The following is a 15826-nucleotide window of genomic DNA, read 5'->3' on the forward strand; positions in this document are numbered from 1 at the left end:
TCTTGCAGTCTTTCATGATTTGCTTTAAAATAACAGTATGGATATCAAGAGAGAAATCAAAGCACTAGCCAAAAGTATTGGTATTTCAAAAATCGGTTTCACGACAGCTGATGATTTTGCTTATTTGGAAAAATCACTCCGTGCTTCTGTAGAAGAAGGGCGTTCTTCAGGCTTTGAACACAAAAATATTGAGGAACGTATTAAGCCTAAATTATCTTTGAAAAGTGCTAAAACTATTATTTCAATTGCTGTTGCCTATCCTCATAAGCTTCCAAGTAAACCTCCAAAAACGCAATACAGGCGTGGGAAAATAACGCCAAATTCTTGGGGATTGGACTATCATTATGTCCTTAAAGATAAACTGCAGCGCTTAGCTCAAGGTATTGAAGAATTATGCCAAGACTTTTCTTTGGAGCATAAAGCTATGGTAGATACCGGAGCCTTGGTTGATACAGCTGTTGCCCAAAGAGCAGGACTTGGCTTTATTGGAAAAAATGGTTTGCTTATCTCCAAAGAATTTGGTTCTTATATGTACTTAGGTGAATTGATTACTAATCTTGAAATTGAGCCTGATCAGCCGGTAGATTATGACTGCGGAGATTGCAATCGATGTCTTGAAGCCTGTCCGACTTCCTGTCTGATAGGTGATGGGACTATGAATGCAAGGCGCTGCCTGTCTTTTCAAACACAAGATAAAGGCATGATGGAGCTTGAATTCAGAAAAAAAATTAAAACAGTTATTTATGGCTGTGATATCTGTCAAATCTGCTGTCCTTACAATAAAGGTATCCATAATCCCTTAGCCAGTGAAATTGATCCTGAATTGGCAGAGCCAGAGCTGATTCCTTTTTTAGATTTGTCTAACAGTCAGTTTAAGAAAAGATTTGGTAAGATTGCAGGTTCTTGGCGGGGGAAAAATATTTTGCAGCGCAATGCCATTATCGCCTTAGCCAATGCACATGATAGGACAGCGATTGTCAAATTATTAGAAATTATTGAAAAAGAACAAAATGCTATTCATGCAGCTACAGCTATTTGGGCTTTAGGAGAAATTGTCAAGAAACCAACAGAAGGATTATATGACTTTATTTTAAGCATCAATTCAGATAATAAAGATATCATGAAAGAACGAGATGACTTGCTCAATAGATGGCAATTTTGATGGAACTATGTTAGAATAAAAAAGATACTGAAAAATGAGGTAGAGATTATGGATATGGCAGAAATTCGCCAAAAAATAGTAGAAAATCAAGAGAAGTTGACTAGCTTCCGGAGGTCTCTTTGACTTAGATCATCTAGAAGAAGAGATTGCCCTTTTAGAAAATCAAATGACAGAACCAGATTTTTGGAACGATAATGTTGCAGCCCAAAAGACTTCGCAGGAATTAAATGAACTCAAGCTTAAATATGAAACATTTAATAATATGCAGGAATTATCAGATGAAACAGAACTTCTGCAAGAGATGCTAGAAGAAGATGAGAGCCTGCAGGGAGAGCTTGAGGAAAATCTGGAAAAGCTTGGTAAAATGATGGCCAGTTATGAAATGACCTTGCTGTTATCAGAACCTTATGACCATAACAACGCTATCTTAGAGATTCATCCAGGATCCGGCGGAACAGAAGCTCAGGACTGGGGAGATATGCTTTTACGCATGTATACACGTTTTGGGAACAATCAAGGTTTCAAGGTTGAGGTATTAGATTATCAAGCAGGGGATGAAGCAGGTATTAAATCTGTCACTTTGTCTTTTGAAGGGCCAAATGCTTATGGTCTTTTAAAATCAGAAATGGGTGTCCATCGCTTGGTAAGGATTTCTCCTTTTGATTCGGCAAAGCGCCGCCACACTTCTTTTGCTTCTGTTGAAGTGATGCCAGAGCTTGATGAAACAATAGAAGTAGATATCAGAGATGAAGATATCAAAATGGATACCTTTCGCTCTGGCGGAGCAGGGGGACAAAATGTTAATAAAGTATCAACAGGAGTGCGTTTAACGCATACACCGACAGGTATTGTAGTGGCATCAACCGTTGATCGTACACAGTATGGAAACCGCGATCGTGCCATGAAGATGCTTCAGGCAAAACTTTACCAAATGGAAGAAGAAAAGAAGGCTCAAGAAGTGGATGCTTTAAAGGGTGATAAAAAAGAAATTACCTGGGGCAGCCAAATCCGTTCTTATGTTTTTACACCTTATACTATGGTTAAAGACCATAGAACCAACTATGAAGTTGCTCAGGTTGATAAGGTGATGGATGGTGATTTAGACGGTTTTATTGACGCCTTCTTGAAATGGCGGATGGAATAATAATGAGAGGAAATAGTAATTATGGCATTAATTCAGATGAAGGGTGTTACAAAGAAGTATCATCGCAGTACAACAGCCTTACGAAACATATCAATTTCAGTTGATCAAGGAGAGTTTGTTTATTTAGTGGGCCCCTCAGGAGCTGGGAAATCAACTTTTATTAAGCTTCTTTATCGTGAAGAAAAAACAACAAAAGGTGCTTTGAAAGTTGGGAAATTTAATTTAGCGAAGATGAGAAAGCGGGATATCCCTATCCTTCGACGCAGTATTGGTGTTGTTTTCCAAGATTATAAGCTCCTGCCTAATAAAACGGTGGCGGAAAATATTGCCTTTGCCATGGAAGTTATAGGCGAAAAACCTCGAGTGATTAAAAAACGCGTTCAGGAGGTGTTAGAGCTCGTTGGATTAAAGCATAAAATGCGCTCTTTTCCTGACCAGCTGTCTGGAGGGGAGCAGCAACGTGTAGCTATCGCACGTGCCATTGTCAACAACCCTAAAGTATTGATTGCAGATGAACCTACGGGTAACTTGGATCCAGAAATTTCTTGGGAAATTATGCAGCTGCTTGAGCGTATCAACCTTCAGGGAACGACAGTCTTTATGGCGACTCACAATAGCAATATTGTGAACACTCTGCGCCATCGTGTTGTCGCAATTGAGGACGGACGTATTGTTCGTGATGAAGAGGAAGGAGAGTACGGATATAATGATTAGAAGATTTTTTCGTCATTTATGGCAGTCTATCAAGAATCTTAAACGTAATGGCTGGATGACTGTTGCAGCGGTTACTTCGGTAACCATTACTTTAATATTAGCGGGTATTTTTGCAGCTTTTTTGCTAAATACGGAAAAACTAGCATCAGGTGTTGAAAAAAATGTGCAAATCAATACCTATCTGCAGGTGGATTCAAAAGATAATATGGAATCCTATGTGGATACAAATGACAATAATAAAAAGGTTAAAAATCCCGATTATCATAAGGTTTACGATAAGATCAATCAAATCAGCGGAGTTAAGTCTATTACTTTTTCCGGAAAAGATGAGCAACTCGAAAAGCTGAAGAAAACTATGGGGGATGATTGGAATTTGTTTGATGGAGATTCTAACCCCTTGTATGATGTTTATATTGTAAAAACGACTTCACCAAGTAAAGTAAAATCAGTAGCTAAGACGATTGAAAAAATAGAAGGTGTTGATTCTGTTGTCTATGGCGGAACTGATACAGATCGTATTTTTGGAATGGCTAATTTTGTCCGTACTTGGGGATTGATTGGAACAGGACTTTTGGTCCTTGTTGCTGTCTTTCTTATTTCAAATACAGTTCGTATTACTATCCTTTCGCGCCGCAATGAAATTCAAATTATGCGACTTGTTGGTGCCAAAAATGGCTATATTAGAATGCCTTTCTTCTTTGAAGGAGCTTGGGTTGGTTTAATTGGAGCTATCATTCCGGCAGTAGTTGTATTTTATCTCTATCACTTTGCTTATACAAAATTTAACCCAGATTTAGCCAATCAAAACTTGTCACTTTATGCGCCTAATCCTTTTATCTTCTATGTAATCGGTGCTATGTTTGTCATTGGCATTATTATTGGAGCTTTAGGATCAGTATTATCCATGAGACGTTTCTTGAAGATATAAAAAAAGCCTTAAAAAGGCTTTTTTTGCTTGTAGACAATCTTATTTTTCAACATCAAAATTTTTTAGTTTCTATCAATTTTAGTTTTAATTTCTCTTATTTACGCGAGCAAAGCGAGCTCCAAAAGAAGATTTTATCTTCAATCTGAAAAGCCTTTTTTAAGGTTTTTTTGCTTGTTTTAGTAAACAAGTTTTAAAAAACTTGCATCAAGATAAGCAGCAGACATATTCGTCAATCATGATCATTGAAAAAAGGATTAAAATTCTTTTCATGGGCAATTGTTGTCTCTTTGCCATGGCCAGGAAAGACACGGTAATAATTGGGCAGGGAAAAAAGATTTTTTCTGATACCAGCAATCAATTCGTCATAGTTACTGGTTGGTAAGTCTGTGCGGCCGATAGTTTCTCGGAAAAGGGCATCCCCTGAAAAGACCATTTCTGCTTCTTGAAAAATAAAAGATACTCCTCCCCATGAGTGTCCTGGAGTTTCAACGACCTTAAATTGAAAACCGCTGATAGTGTATTCCTTTTCATAATGAAAATAAAAATCAGCAGGAGCAGCCACAACATCTTCCATATCATCATGGCGCGGTAAACCTGAGAGGTTATCCTTTGGGCTGGTTAGCCATGAAGCCTCTTTTTCTGAAACATAAACAGGTGGGTGATTATATTTTTCACGGACTAAATCAAGGCTCATGATATGATCATAGTGAGTATGCGTCAAGAGAATGGCGGCTACAGGTTTATTGATTTTTTGAAGAGTAGCTAGAATTTCTTCGCCATTGCTTCCTGGATCAATGACAAGGGCAGCCTGCTCATTAACAAGGTAATAAGTATTTTCTAAAGCTACCGTATTTAGGGTTTTAAATAGTTCCATATCTCAAGTTTATCAAAAAATAAAGCAATTGAAAAATGAAAAGTTAAGGTTTTAGTTTTTGTTTGACAACGTTTTCACAAAAGTATATACTAGCAAATAATAAAGGAGGTATCTTAAATGACAAAAGTTGCTATTGTTACCGGAGCTGGTCAAGGTATTGGCTTTGCGATTGCACAAAGGCTTCATCAGGATGGCTTTAAAATCGGTATAGTAGATTATAATCAAGAAACAGCTCAGGCTGCTGCTGAGAAAATATCTGCCAAGGATACGCTTGCTGTTGTAGCAGATGTATCAAAACGCGATCAAGTATTTGCTGCTTTCGACAAAGTTGTTGAACACTTCGGTGATCTAAGTGTCGTGGTTAATAATGCAGGTGTTGCACCAACTACACCCCTAGATACAATTACTGAAGAACAGTTTACAAATGCATTTGCTATTAATGTTGGCGGTACTATTTGGGGCAGTCAGGCTGCTCATAAGCATTTTAAAGCTCTGAGGCATGGCGGTAAAATCATTAATGCTACTTCTCAGGCTGGCTGCGTTGGTAATCCTAATTTAACAGTTTATGGCGGTACAAAATTTGCTGTTCGTGGAATTACACAAACTTTAGCAAAAGATTTAGCTGATGATGGGATTAATGTCAATGCCTATGCACCTGGTATTGTTAAAACACCTATGATGTACGATATAGCTCATGAAGTTGGTAAAAATGCTGGTAAAGATGATGAATGGGGCATGCAAACATTTGCTAAAGATATTACACTAGGCAGATTATCAGAGCCAGAAGATGTCGCTAGTGCAGTCAGCTTCTTAGCAGGTCCTGATTCAAACTACATTACAGGACAAACAATAGTTGTTGACGGTGGTATGGTTTTCCATTAAGTTATATCAAAAGAGACCGAAAGGTCTTTTTTTGCTGCAGTAGAGCACTAAATAATCTGAACATTTTGACATTTCCGTAGAATTATCCTCCAAATTGTGCTAGACTAAAGAAGTAAAAGTTAGGAAGGACAGTGGATAGTCTTATGGATAGAAATTTAAATTTTGTAATGATTTCACCGCATTTTCCAGCCAATTTTGAGACCTTTGCGCATCGTTTATCTGAAAATGGCTTTAATACATTAGGGATTGCAGATGCTCCTTATGAGGAACTGACACAGGGCCTGCGCGATCATTTGACAGAATATTACCGCGTAGATAATATGGAAGATTATGATCAGGTTTACCGCGCAGTAGCTTATTTTGCCCATAAATACGGCAGGATTGATCGTATTGAGTCTCATAATGAATACTGGTTAGAATTAGATGCCCGCTTACGGACGGATTTTAATGTCTTCGGCTATAAAACTAAAGATATGCTGTCCATCAAAACCAAAGCGCAAATGAAGACAATCTTTCAAAAGATAGGTATTGCGGTTGCTTGCGGCCGTGTTTTTACTAGTGCTGCAGACGCTCGTACTTTAGCTAAGGAACTTGGTTTTCCTCTTATCATAAAACCTAATTCAGGCGTTGGTGCCTCAGATACCTATAAAGTGAAATCCGAAGCGGAACTGGAGAATTTTTTAAAACAGCAAAATCCAGCTGTTGAGTATATCATGGAGGAATTTATAGACGGTGACATTGTTACTTTTGATGGTTTGACAGATCATGAAGGAAATATTGTCTTTTATTCCAGTTTAGAATATTCAGAAGCCGTACTGGATATGGTTGATAAGGATGATGACATGTTTTATTATGTTCCGCGGGATATCTCACCAGAGCTTGTCCGCTTAGGTCAAAAATGTGTTGAGGCTTTTAATGTTAAAGAACGTTTTTTCCATTTCGAATTTTTTCGAACTAAAAAAACAAAAGATTTAATGGCGCTTGAGATCAATTGCCGGCCGCCAGGTGGCTTGACGATTGATATGTGGAATTATGCCAATGATTTTGACGTTTTCAATGAATATGCGCATATTGTCAAAGATAATCGTTTTGAAGCAAGGATCACACATCCCTATAATGTAGTTTATATTTCGCGTAAGGCAAATAAAAATTATGCGCATTCAATTGATGATATAAAAGCAAACTATGGGGAAGCTATTATTGATATTGAAACGGTCCCAGGAATTTTTGCTAAGATTATGGGAGAAGTAGGGATTTTAGCACGCACTCAGACGATGGAAGACATGCGCACTATTATTCAGTACGCTCAGGAAAAAGCTTAGAAAGGAAAAAAGATAATGCATTTTGAAAGAAGAAGCCACTGGAGCGGTGAACTAGGCCGTGAAATGTATTTTAATATTTACGGGCATGCGGGGAAACCAGTTATTGTCTTTCCGTCATCTGGCGGCAGTCAAAATGAATATGGCGATTTTGGGATGATTGAGGCTTGTCAGAGTTTTATTGACAGAGGACTTGTGCAGTTTTATACACCAGATTCTATAGATCGAGAATCTTGGCTGGCAGAAAGTAAATCAGGACATGATATGGCTTTGGCCCACGAGGCTTATGATCGTTATATCATTCATGAGTTGGCAGCTTTGATTCGCTATGAATCAGACTGGCAAGGACCTATGATGGCGACAGGATGCTCGATGGGAGCCTTCCATACGGTTAATTTTGCACTGCGCCATCCGGATTTATTTGACGTTTCCATCGCCTTATCTGGTGTTTATGATGCACGCTTTTTTACAGGCGAGTACTATGGCGATCCATTCGTTTATTATAATTCTCCCATTGATTATCTATGGAATCAGGAAGATCCTTGGTTTTTGGACCGTTACCGTCAAAATCATTTTATTATAGCTGTCGGTCAAGGGGCTTGGGAGGCTCCTCATGTAGTTGATACACTGCGTCTAAAAGAGGCCTTTGAAGCTAAGTCTATACCAGCCTGGTTTGATTTTTGGGGAAATGATGTCGCGCATGATTGGGAATGGTGGCGTGTCCAGATGCCTTATTTCTTAGGAAAATTGGAAGAAGAAGGGCAGATTTAAAAAACAGCCAGATAGTTAAAAACATAAAAAATAGCGAAGGAAAAAGTATGGCAAAAGGGAGTGAGACAAAAATCGATCAGACGAAGCCTTCGATTTTCCAGCAAGTCCCAGTCTCTTTTGCCATAGATTATTTTAAAAGTGTAATTCGTTTAAAAACAGAAAAACTTCATTAAGACTTAATTCATTTATAATAAGGTATAAAGGAGGTTCTATGACAGCTAATAAAAAGCAGCATCAAGTATTATGGATAGTATTAGGCAGTCTTTTGGGAGTTATTATATTAATTGCAGGCGTTATAGGAGGGAAATATTATATGGACAAACAAAGAGCAAGAGAGCTTTATCAACATGGTTTTCGCTTGTATGAAGAACAAATCGCGACATATCTTAAAGAGCATTATTCAGGCATTAAAAAAATAGAATTTTCGCCTATATTTATCCGAAGAGGCGGCATGTCGAATGCCAATATTGTACCTGTTATTTATGATGAGTATGGTCATAGAGAAATATTAGGAGATTCTGGGAAATTAGATGGTATGAGGTCCTATGGCCTTTCAAACGGTATTGAACTTGATTTTGATGGTGCGACAGGTAAGAAAATTATCGTTCTAGATGACAATGATAAAAAAGATTTAGAAGTTCAAGACTATGATCATTTACCTGATAAAGCAAAATGGGATTCAGAGATATATATAGATGAAAATATTTTGAAACTTGTTAAACAAGGCCATTTAAAAGGAATAAAAAAAGACTCCAAAGGAAGTCCTAATGCAAGGACTGTCTATAATCTAGAAATTAAAGAAGGTGAGTATTGGAAATGGCACTGACAGATAAGCAAATGCAGTATTTACAAGGTCAAATACAAAAGTATTGTCAAGATGATATTAAAACAATAATAACTAACGAGAAAACAGGAGAGAAGTATAAAGTAATAAATAAAGTTGATGACACCACTCAAGCCATAGCTGTTGCACCAGTAAAGAAAGATGGCTCGGTTGATTACAGCCAAACGTCTATTGCTGTCTATGGCACCCAGCCGGGACTGAATACTTCAACAGGCAATGCGATTAAGGCTTTCGGCGGCATGACGCCTCAGTACAGTGATATTAAAAAGTTTTATGATAAAACCGCCAAGAAGGTCAGTAAGCATGAGGGCATGATTTCTAATATGTCGGGCTACAGTCAGTCTGGTCCCGCCGTCGCTAAGGTGGCAGCCCAGCATAAGGTAGGGAAGATTACCAATTTTGCGGACTGGGGAGCTCAGGCAGCTTATGACCATGGCGATATCACTAAGAAAGAAAAGGCCTACCTAGATAAGCATGCGACTGTCTACACGGATTCCGATAAAGATCTGACCTGGGCGAATAAGGGCGGCAAAATTCCCTATGGAAAGCAGGCCGTTGTTGAAGGGAAACACGACCTCAATCCTATAGGAGACCATGACTACGCTTATGCCCAAATCAAAGGCAACGGTCCTGATATCAACTGGTATATTAAACACCATCAGTTTTGCTCGGGCATGACGAAAGCACAGTCCGTTTAAAGACGGGAATGTTCTTCATTAAAGCTTTTTTTATGCTATACTATAAGGGAACTACCCCTTAGTTCATTTGTAAAATAACATAAAGGCGGTTTATTATGGTAAGAAAGAAAACAAGGTCCAAAGCCTTATGGATAGGGTTTGGCAGCTTCATTGGTATGATTATCCTTATTTTAGGGATTATAGGAGGAAACAAATACATGACTTATCAAAAAGAGAAACAAAAACAGCTAGCGAAAGACCATGCCTTGTATAAACATGGCTTTCGTCTCTTGGAAGAGCAACTGGCCACCTACATTAAAGAGCACTACGAAGGAGTGCGTAAGATTGAATTTTCTCCCATTTTTGAGGATGGTGGGGATGGCTATAGTATGCATACATTGGATATTGTGCTAGCTATCCATGATAATTATGGAAATCGAGCAGTTATGAAGAGAAAAATCAATGAATCTTTTGGGCTAAGTGAAGGATTATCTTTAGATTTTGATGGTGTGGGAAAGGAAGTTATTGAATTAAAGAAGTACGATAGTAATGAAGTCATTGATGTATCGGGTTATGAACACTTACCAGAAAATGCTAAGTTAAGTAGTTATCATTTTTTTGATGAACTGATGGGAATTCTAGTACAGACGGATCAGCTTAAAGGTATTCAAAAATCGAATAATGGTAGCCCAGATGCAGAAGTTGTATACAATTTAGACATTAAAAGAGGAGATTATACTAAATGGCGTTAACAGATGAACAAATGCAGGATTTGCAGAAAGAAGCAAAGGTAAATTCTGCTACTCTTAGAGAAGGTGATCCACTTCACGTTGAAGGGAAAGATTATAAAGTTGTTGCTTCTACCGGATCAGGCAGTGTTACTCAAGGAATCTCTGTAGCCCCTGTTGACAAAAATGGAAATGCTGATTACTCTCAAACGGCCGTCGTTGTCGCAGGAACTCAGCCCCCCGGAGATAAAAATGGTAATGGGCTATTGCCTGAGCTTGGTTCGTTTTTCAATGCTGTTGGTGCCAGAGGGCATATGACCAGCCAATATGGGGATGTTGAGGCATTATATGAGACGACTGAAAAAAATCTTAAAGGCAAAAACAATGCAGGGATCACTAACATGTCTGGCTTTAGTCAATCTGGCCCTGCTGTTGCCAAAGTTGCCGCTGAACATAAAGTTGGTAAGATTACAAATTTTATGGATTGGGGCAGTGAAGCAGCCTTAATGGATGATGCTGGGGCACCTCGAGAGGCTAATGATATCACTAAAGAGGAGAAAAAATGGATTAATAAACATGCCCATGTCTACTCTGATTCAGGAAAAGATGTCACTGAATATGATGGCGGTGATGGTGAAATAGCCTATGGAAAAGTGAAAACATTTGAGGGGAAAGATCACGATACGCAAGCACCTCGTATTAAAGGAAATGGATTGGATGTTGATTGGTATGTCAAACATCACAAATTTTGTTCTGGCATGACGAAAGAGCAGGTTAAAGAAGTTTCTAAGTATAAGGCTGCACATGATAGTAAAAAATCTAAAAAAGACGCTGACGACTATGTCAAAGAGTACCAAAAAAAGTACGGCGACTATGCCAAAAAGAAAACGTCTAAAATCAAGAACAAAGGTAAAATCAAGGCTAAGCCAACCTCGGCAACTTCACTGCATCTCAAGCATAAGTTCGGCCAAAAGCTAGACTTTAAAGACCTGCTCAGGCACTATCAGGGAGCGCAAGGCTCTAAGCGGATATTATTAAGAAAAGCTCTGCTCTTTGCGGGCCTCTCCGCAGCAATTGAAGATGTCGGCGATCTCACCAAGAAGGTGCAGCAGCTGATGGACCAGTCCAAGGAAGATATCAAGGAGACGGTTGAAGAGACGCGCGCTAAGGCCTTTGATTTTGCTCAGGAATTGGACGCTGCGGAAGTGGAATCGCTTTTAGCTGAGATTGACTTTAACCGTATCTGGTCTGAAGGCATTGAATCTGAGAATATCGCCCAAGCTAAAAATTTTGCGGCCAAAGTTGAGGCGTTAGGCCAGAAGGTTTTATCAGCTGGCGATGCTATTGAAGAAGCCGATCAAGGAGCAGCCGAGAAGGTCGTCGTCTTTAACGAGGCCGTCATTAGCGACTTTAATTAAGGAGATGACAGAAATGGCCATTGAAAAGGATATTGAGGAAATACAGGAGGCCTTAAAAGAAATGCGTAAAGAACAGGAACGCACAGTTATTAAGGCCATGGTAGCCGCCGCAAGAGGTAAAATTTCCACTATAGATGCCGTCCTGTTAGGCAGCTTGGAAGGTTTATCTTCAGACCTAAAGTCGCGCGCGGCTTCCAAAGTTTCTGGCGCCGTAGAACCAGCCCTAGAAGGCTTGGCAGCGGATCGAGCTCTGGAACAGGCTTCGGCCTTGCCAGAGCCCCGTTTTAGCAATCCAGTGATAGGATAGAAAGGAAGGAAAATATGGATCGAAAAACCTATGAACGTTTAGAAGATGCCCATTTAGCCAAGCTTCGCCAATTTGATGAAGCTGAATGGGACCTTTATGATCTGAAAAATGAAAACAAGCGCATTTGGGACGAGGGTCAGATGATGATTCAGGATATTCAAATGCAGATTCCCGAGGTTAATCTCAACAATTTTATGTTTGATCTCGAAGAGCGCTTTGATAGGTTTCATAGGCAAGTTCTGCAAAAGGAGGATGACCTTGAAGAACTGCGTTACCAAGAAAAGCAGGCTTTTATGAAAAAGACAGAAAGTTATAAGCCTTCTTCTTTTTGGTAAGAGTGCCTTCAGCAGACTTTAGTTAAAAGGAGCCTGAGACAAGAAACAGTCTCAAGCTCCTTTTAGTTCTTTAGGGTAAAGCGCAGAAAGTCAATAAAATGATCGGCCCAGTATTTTTCATGATGAATTTCATTAGCCATAATATGCAGGTCGATATTTTCCATAGGAAGACCAGTATGTAAGAGTGTTTGGTAATAATGAAGTGTGCAGTCAATGTAGGCTTGATTCATATTGGGGGAAAAAGCTTCATCAACGTCATCGCCTTCTTTAGTACCAACTTGTATAAAGACTTTACTGTCCTTATCTAGAGGATGATGATTAATAAAGCGAAGGAAATCACGTTCGCTAAACCAAGAAGCTAATGAAAATACGCCAAGATTACCAAAGACATGCGGGTAGGCAGCTCCCATGTAGGCTGTGATAATACCTCCCATTGAGGAACCTGCCAACAAAGTATGCTCAGCTTCTGGTTTAGTCCGATAAGTTTGATCAATAAATGGTTTGATACTATGAACAAGCCATTTGCCATAAGCCATACCATCACCGCCAACACTAGCAGTTTCAGGTGTTGTACCGACATCTGTCATCCAAGGAGCATATTCATTCAGCCGGTTATCTCCAGCATTATCAATACCAACGACAATAAGCTTTGGCAGTTCTTTATGGTTTTTAATGGTAGGGATGATTTTCCATGAATAACCAGAAAAAGATTCCTTGCTATAAAAAACATTTTGGCCATCGTGCATGTAAAGGACAGGATAGTGAGCCCAGTCTTCTTTATCATAGTCTTTAGGAAGGAGGACGCGGATCCGTCTTTTTTCATCATAATAAGGAACATCAAAGTAATGTTCTGTCATTTCAAGATAGTAATTATTGAGTTTGGTTTTCTTTTTCACAGTACATTCTCCTTTGAAGCTATCGCATTAAGCTTATTATATCATAGAAAAAAATGAAAAAATAGGCGAAAAAGTTAAATCTTAAAAAATGCCAAGGCTGGGACAAGAGTCTTGTGGACTGTTTGAGGCCAGCCAGTAGAAACGAGGACTTGCTGAAAAATCGAAGACTTCATCTGACCGATTTATACGCAATCTTTACGATTATACTCTTTCTGTGGGTGAGTACGCAGCAATCATGGCTGTCTGTCTCACCCCCTGCAGTGAAGAAATAGAAAAAAAGCTCATCATTTCTATTGAATATTGAAATATGGTATAATTTTAATGTTATGACGGAGAAAGAAACAAGAAGGTATGCTGTAGTTGATTTGGAGGCAACGAGTGCAAGCCCTGCAGCCTCTATTATCCAAGTAGGCATTGTTATTATTGAAAATGATCAAATAGTAGATACTTATCAAACTGATGTTAATCCACATAAGAAACTTTCCAAATCCATTATCAATCTTACAGGTATTACAGATAGTCAGCTGCAGAAAGCTCCTGACTTTTCGCAAGTAGCAGCTGAGATTTATCATCTTATTTCTAATTGTATTTTTGTAGCTCATAATGTCAAATTTGATGCTAATCTTTTGGCAGAACATCTCTTTTTGGAAGGATTTGAGCTGCTAACTCCTCGCGTCGATACCGTTGAATTGGCTCAGATTTTTTATCCTACTTTTGATAAGTATTCTTTGGAAAATTTAACAGAATTATTAGCGATTAAACTATTAGATGCCCACACAGCTATTGCTGATGCTAAGGCGACAGCAGAGCTCTTTTTAAAATTAAAGAAGAAAATGGCTAGTCTGCCTCGGCTAACCTTAGAGAGAATTTTAGAATTTTCAGACAGTCTCTTATATGAGTCTTATTTGCCTATAAAAGAAGCTTTGACTAGAGCTTCTGCTCAGCTGCCATCAGATTATCAGGAAGTTGCTGGTATTGTCTTAAAAAAAGAAGAGCCGCTTTTGCAAGAGCGCCGTTTGTCACAGGATTTTGCAACTAATCTGGCTTTGTTAAATCTTGAAGATAGACCTTTGCAGCTTAAATTTGCTCACTTGATCGATAAGCACTTTCAAGAAAAAACAGCCACTTTTATTGAAGCCCAGTCTGGTATTGGTAAGACTTATGGTTATCTTTTGCCTCTTCTTGGACAGGTGCCTAAGGAACAGATTATTATCAGTGTTCCGACTAAGATTTTACAAGATCAGATTATGGCAAATGAAGCTCAGGCTTTAAAAAATATTTTTTATATCAATGCTCACAGTTTAAAAAGTCCACAAAATTATCTTAAGTTGGATGCTTTTTATGAAAGCTTGATGAGAAATGACACGAATCGCTTGCTTAACCGCTATAAAATGCAGCTTTTGGTTTGGCTGTTGGAAACAAAAACGGGAGACTTGGATGAAATTCGCCAAAAGCAGCGCTATGCTGCTTACTTTGATGAAGTCAGGCACGATGGTTCTCTCAGTAAACAGTCTTTATTTTATGACTGTGATTTTTGGCAGCAAAGTTATCGGAGAGCCAAATCCAGCCGTTTGCTGATTACCAATCATGCTTATCTCTTGACACGTATGGAAGATGACCAAGATTTTGTTAAAAATCATATTTTGGTTATTGATGAAGCTCAGAGACTGTTTCTGGCTTTAGAACAGTTTTCACAATGTCAAGTTAATATGACTAAGATGTTGCAGCAGTTACATCAGCTTTTAGAGAATTCCCAAGATATCTTAGAGCAGCGTCTTTTGGAAAATCTCCAGTTTGAACTGAATCATCTTTTACAGCTTTTTTACAGACAAAAGAAGAAGCAGATCAAGCAAGAAGATGCTGAGCGCCTGCGTCAGCACCTAGCAGAAATCTCTTTGCCTGAATTAGCAGAATTGCAAAATGTATTTGCAGCCTCTTTTTCGGATTTTTGGTTTGAAGAAAGTTTTTCATCAGATCATCGAACGGTTTTGTTAAAATCAGCACGAGTGGATTTTACTGATTTTACCCAATCTTTTCCAGCTGCCAAAAAAACTTATTTGATTTCAGCAACCCTTCAGATCGGACCAAAAATTAATTTGGCCAATCTTTTGGGTTTTCAGGAATACACATTTGACAAAATGGTAGGTAAACAGACAAATCAGCAGGCGATTTGGATTGATCAAACCATGCCTAGTGTAGATGAATTATCAAATCAAGACTATGAAAGACTATTAGCAGACCGTCTGTCTCAAATAGCACAGCTTGATAAACCCACTCTAGCTCTTTTTAATTCAAAAAAGACAATGCTGGCTGTCTCAGAACTGTTGGATAGCAGTCAGTTATCGCATTTAACACAGGAAAAAAACGGGACAGCTTTTAATATCAAACGGCGCTTTGACAGAGGGGAGTCTCTTTTGCTGCTTGGAACAGGAAGTTTTTGGGAGGGTGTTGATTTTGTCAAACAAGATCAGCTGATTGAAGTTATCACGCGCTTGCCTTTTGATCATCCTGAGGATATCTTTATTAAAAAATTGAACCGCAAACTCAGGCAGGAAGGAAAAAATCCTTTTTATGACTATGCTTTACCAGCTGCCATTTTACGTCTTAAGCAGGCTATTGGCCGCACTAAAAGAAAGGATAAGCAGCTATCCAGTATAGTCATTTTAGATGGCAGAGTTTTGACTAAACGTTATGGAAAAATCATTTTGCAGTCGTTAACGGAAAACTTTCCTGTTAGGATTCAAAATTTTTCAGAACTGCTCGCAGAAATGAAGAATTTTTTATATAATAAGAAGTAATCATGCATAAATAAGTTTATCTCAAAAGA

16 protein-coding genes are annotated in these 15826 nt (G+C 38.7%); 14 read left to right on the forward strand and 2 right to left on the reverse strand.

Features of this window, described 5'->3' with window-relative positions; all coding sequences use genetic code 11:
* Positions 1-37 precede the first annotated feature (37 nt).
* From queG to ftsX, 4 genes are all read left to right on the forward strand, one after another.
* Positions 38-1162 (forward strand): tRNA epoxyqueuosine(34) reductase QueG, encoded by a 1125-nt coding sequence (queG, locus tag STRMA_RS01525; protein ID WP_003080081.1) that lies wholly within the window; start codon positions 38-40, stop codon positions 1160-1162.
* 48 nt (positions 1163-1210) lie between these two features.
* Positions 1211-2306, forward strand: a protein-coding gene (gene prfB / locus STRMA_RS01530; protein WP_115277002.1) for a peptide chain release factor 2 whose coding sequence is annotated in 2 segments (ribosomal slippage) — positions 1211-1282 and positions 1284-2306 — 1095 coding nt in all. Because the reading frame shifts where the segments join, the coding sequence is not laid out codon by codon here.
* 21 nt (positions 2307-2327) lie between these two features.
* Positions 2328-3020 (forward strand): cell division ATP-binding protein FtsE, encoded by a 693-nt coding sequence (ftsE, locus tag STRMA_RS01535; protein ID WP_003080893.1) that lies wholly within the window; start codon positions 2328-2330, stop codon positions 3018-3020.
* Positions 3013-3948 carry a permease-like cell division protein FtsX gene (gene ftsX, locus STRMA_RS01540; protein ID WP_003078621.1) on the forward strand — a complete coding sequence of 312 codons (936 nt, stop codon included), beginning with the start codon at positions 3013-3015 and terminating at the stop codon, positions 3946-3948. The genes ftsE and ftsX overlap by 8 nt, the downstream gene beginning before the upstream one ends.
* 229 nt (positions 3949-4177) lie before the next feature.
* On the opposite strand, the gene STRMA_RS01545 is transcribed toward ftsX, so the two are convergent.
* Positions 4178-4822, reverse strand: a complete 645-nt coding sequence (locus STRMA_RS01545; RefSeq protein ID WP_003081894.1) for an MBL fold metallo-hydrolase — start codon at positions 4820-4822, stop codon at positions 4178-4180.
* A 117-nt stretch (positions 4823-4939) separates the two neighbouring features.
* Between STRMA_RS01545 and STRMA_RS01550 the strand changes: the two genes are divergently transcribed.
* From STRMA_RS01550 to STRMA_RS01590, 9 genes are all read left to right on the forward strand, one after another.
* Positions 4940-5704: a (S)-acetoin forming diacetyl reductase gene (locus tag STRMA_RS01550; RefSeq protein WP_003081933.1), complete on the forward strand. Its 765-nt coding sequence runs from the start codon at positions 4940-4942 to the stop codon at positions 5702-5704.
* Positions 5705-5847: 143 nt separating this feature from the next.
* Positions 5848-7026 (forward strand): ATP-grasp domain-containing protein, encoded by a 1179-nt coding sequence (locus tag STRMA_RS01555; protein ID WP_040841717.1) that lies wholly within the window; start codon positions 5848-5850, stop codon positions 7024-7026.
* Positions 7027-7041: 15 nt separating this feature from the next.
* Positions 7042-7794, forward strand: coding sequence for an esterase family protein (locus tag STRMA_RS01560; RefSeq protein ID WP_003081498.1), 753 nt, complete (start codon positions 7042-7044; stop codon positions 7792-7794).
* A gap of 211 nt (positions 7795-8005) precedes the next feature.
* Positions 8006-8620, forward strand: a complete 615-nt coding sequence (locus tag STRMA_RS01565; RefSeq protein WP_003082386.1) for a hypothetical protein — start codon at positions 8006-8008, stop codon at positions 8618-8620.
* Complete coding sequence (locus STRMA_RS01570; RefSeq protein WP_003078569.1) at positions 8611-9336, forward strand: hypothetical protein; 726 nt, start codon at positions 8611-8613, stop codon at positions 9334-9336. The genes STRMA_RS01565 and STRMA_RS01570 overlap by 10 nt, the downstream gene beginning before the upstream one ends.
* A gap of 95 nt (positions 9337-9431) precedes the next feature.
* Positions 9432-10067: a hypothetical protein gene (locus STRMA_RS01575; RefSeq protein WP_003079764.1), complete on the forward strand. Its 636-nt coding sequence runs from the start codon at positions 9432-9434 to the stop codon at positions 10065-10067.
* Entirely contained in the window at positions 10058-11461 is a 1404-nt protein-coding gene (locus STRMA_RS01580) for a hypothetical protein (RefSeq protein WP_003081990.1), read from the forward strand. The genes STRMA_RS01575 and STRMA_RS01580 overlap by 10 nt, the downstream gene beginning before the upstream one ends.
* Positions 11462-11465: 4 nt before the next feature.
* Positions 11466-11768, forward strand: coding sequence for a hypothetical protein (locus STRMA_RS01585; RefSeq protein ID WP_234943955.1), 303 nt, complete (start codon positions 11466-11468; stop codon positions 11766-11768).
* A 14-nt stretch (positions 11769-11782) separates the two neighbouring features.
* Positions 11783-12103, forward strand: coding sequence for a hypothetical protein (locus STRMA_RS01590; RefSeq protein ID WP_003079089.1), 321 nt, complete (start codon positions 11783-11785; stop codon positions 12101-12103).
* A gap of 62 nt (positions 12104-12165) precedes the next feature.
* On the opposite strand, the gene STRMA_RS01595 is transcribed toward STRMA_RS01590, so the two are convergent.
* On the reverse strand, positions 12166-12999 hold the full coding sequence (locus tag STRMA_RS01595; RefSeq protein ID WP_003078496.1) for an alpha/beta hydrolase: 834 nt from the start codon (positions 12997-12999) through the stop codon (positions 12166-12168).
* Positions 13000-13325: 326 nt separating this feature from the next.
* Here STRMA_RS01595 and STRMA_RS01600 point away from each other — a divergent pair, with 326 nt between their 5' ends.
* A complete protein-coding gene (locus tag STRMA_RS01600; RefSeq protein WP_003080733.1) occupies positions 13326-15797 on the forward strand; it encodes a bifunctional DnaQ family exonuclease/ATP-dependent helicase in 2472 nt (823 codons plus the stop codon).
* Positions 15798-15826: the final 29 nt, after the last annotated feature.

Origin of the sequence: Streptococcus macacae NCTC 11558 (assembly GCF_000187995.2) — a bacterium.
In the GTDB taxonomy this organism is placed as follows: Bacteria; Bacillota; Bacilli; order Lactobacillales; family Streptococcaceae; genus Streptococcus; species Streptococcus macacae.

What these genes read in the sequence shown, in the direction of transcription:
- queG (WP_003080081.1), top strand. Translation starts at nt 38, where the DNA reads ATGGATATCAAGAGAGAAATCAAAGCACTAGCCAAAAGTATTGGTATT.
- ftsE (WP_003080893.1), top strand. Translation starts at nt 2,328, where the DNA reads ATGGCATTAATTCAGATGAAGGGTGTTACAAAGAAGTATCATCGCAGT.
- ftsX (WP_003078621.1), top strand. Translation starts at nt 3,013, where the DNA reads ATGATTAGAAGATTTTTTCGTCATTTATGGCAGTCTATCAAGAATCTT.
- STRMA_RS01545 (WP_003081894.1), bottom strand. Translation starts at nt 4,822, where the DNA reads ATGGAACTATTTAAAACCCTAAATACGGTAGCTTTAGAAAATACTTAT.
- STRMA_RS01550 (WP_003081933.1), top strand. Translation starts at nt 4,940, where the DNA reads ATGACAAAAGTTGCTATTGTTACCGGAGCTGGTCAAGGTATTGGCTTT.
- STRMA_RS01555 (WP_040841717.1), top strand. Translation starts at nt 5,848, where the DNA reads ATGGATAGAAATTTAAATTTTGTAATGATTTCACCGCATTTTCCAGCC.
- STRMA_RS01560 (WP_003081498.1), top strand. Translation starts at nt 7,042, where the DNA reads ATGCATTTTGAAAGAAGAAGCCACTGGAGCGGTGAACTAGGCCGTGAA.
- STRMA_RS01565 (WP_003082386.1), top strand. Translation starts at nt 8,006, where the DNA reads ATGACAGCTAATAAAAAGCAGCATCAAGTATTATGGATAGTATTAGGC.
- STRMA_RS01570 (WP_003078569.1), top strand. Translation starts at nt 8,611, where the DNA reads ATGGCACTGACAGATAAGCAAATGCAGTATTTACAAGGTCAAATACAA.
- STRMA_RS01575 (WP_003079764.1), top strand. Translation starts at nt 9,432, where the DNA reads ATGGTAAGAAAGAAAACAAGGTCCAAAGCCTTATGGATAGGGTTTGGC.
- STRMA_RS01580 (WP_003081990.1), top strand. Translation starts at nt 10,058, where the DNA reads ATGGCGTTAACAGATGAACAAATGCAGGATTTGCAGAAAGAAGCAAAG.
- STRMA_RS01585 (WP_234943955.1), top strand. Translation starts at nt 11,466, where the DNA reads ATGACAGAAATGGCCATTGAAAAGGATATTGAGGAAATACAGGAGGCC.
- STRMA_RS01590 (WP_003079089.1), top strand. Translation starts at nt 11,783, where the DNA reads ATGGATCGAAAAACCTATGAACGTTTAGAAGATGCCCATTTAGCCAAG.
- STRMA_RS01600 (WP_003080733.1), top strand. Translation starts at nt 13,326, where the DNA reads ATGACGGAGAAAGAAACAAGAAGGTATGCTGTAGTTGATTTGGAGGCA.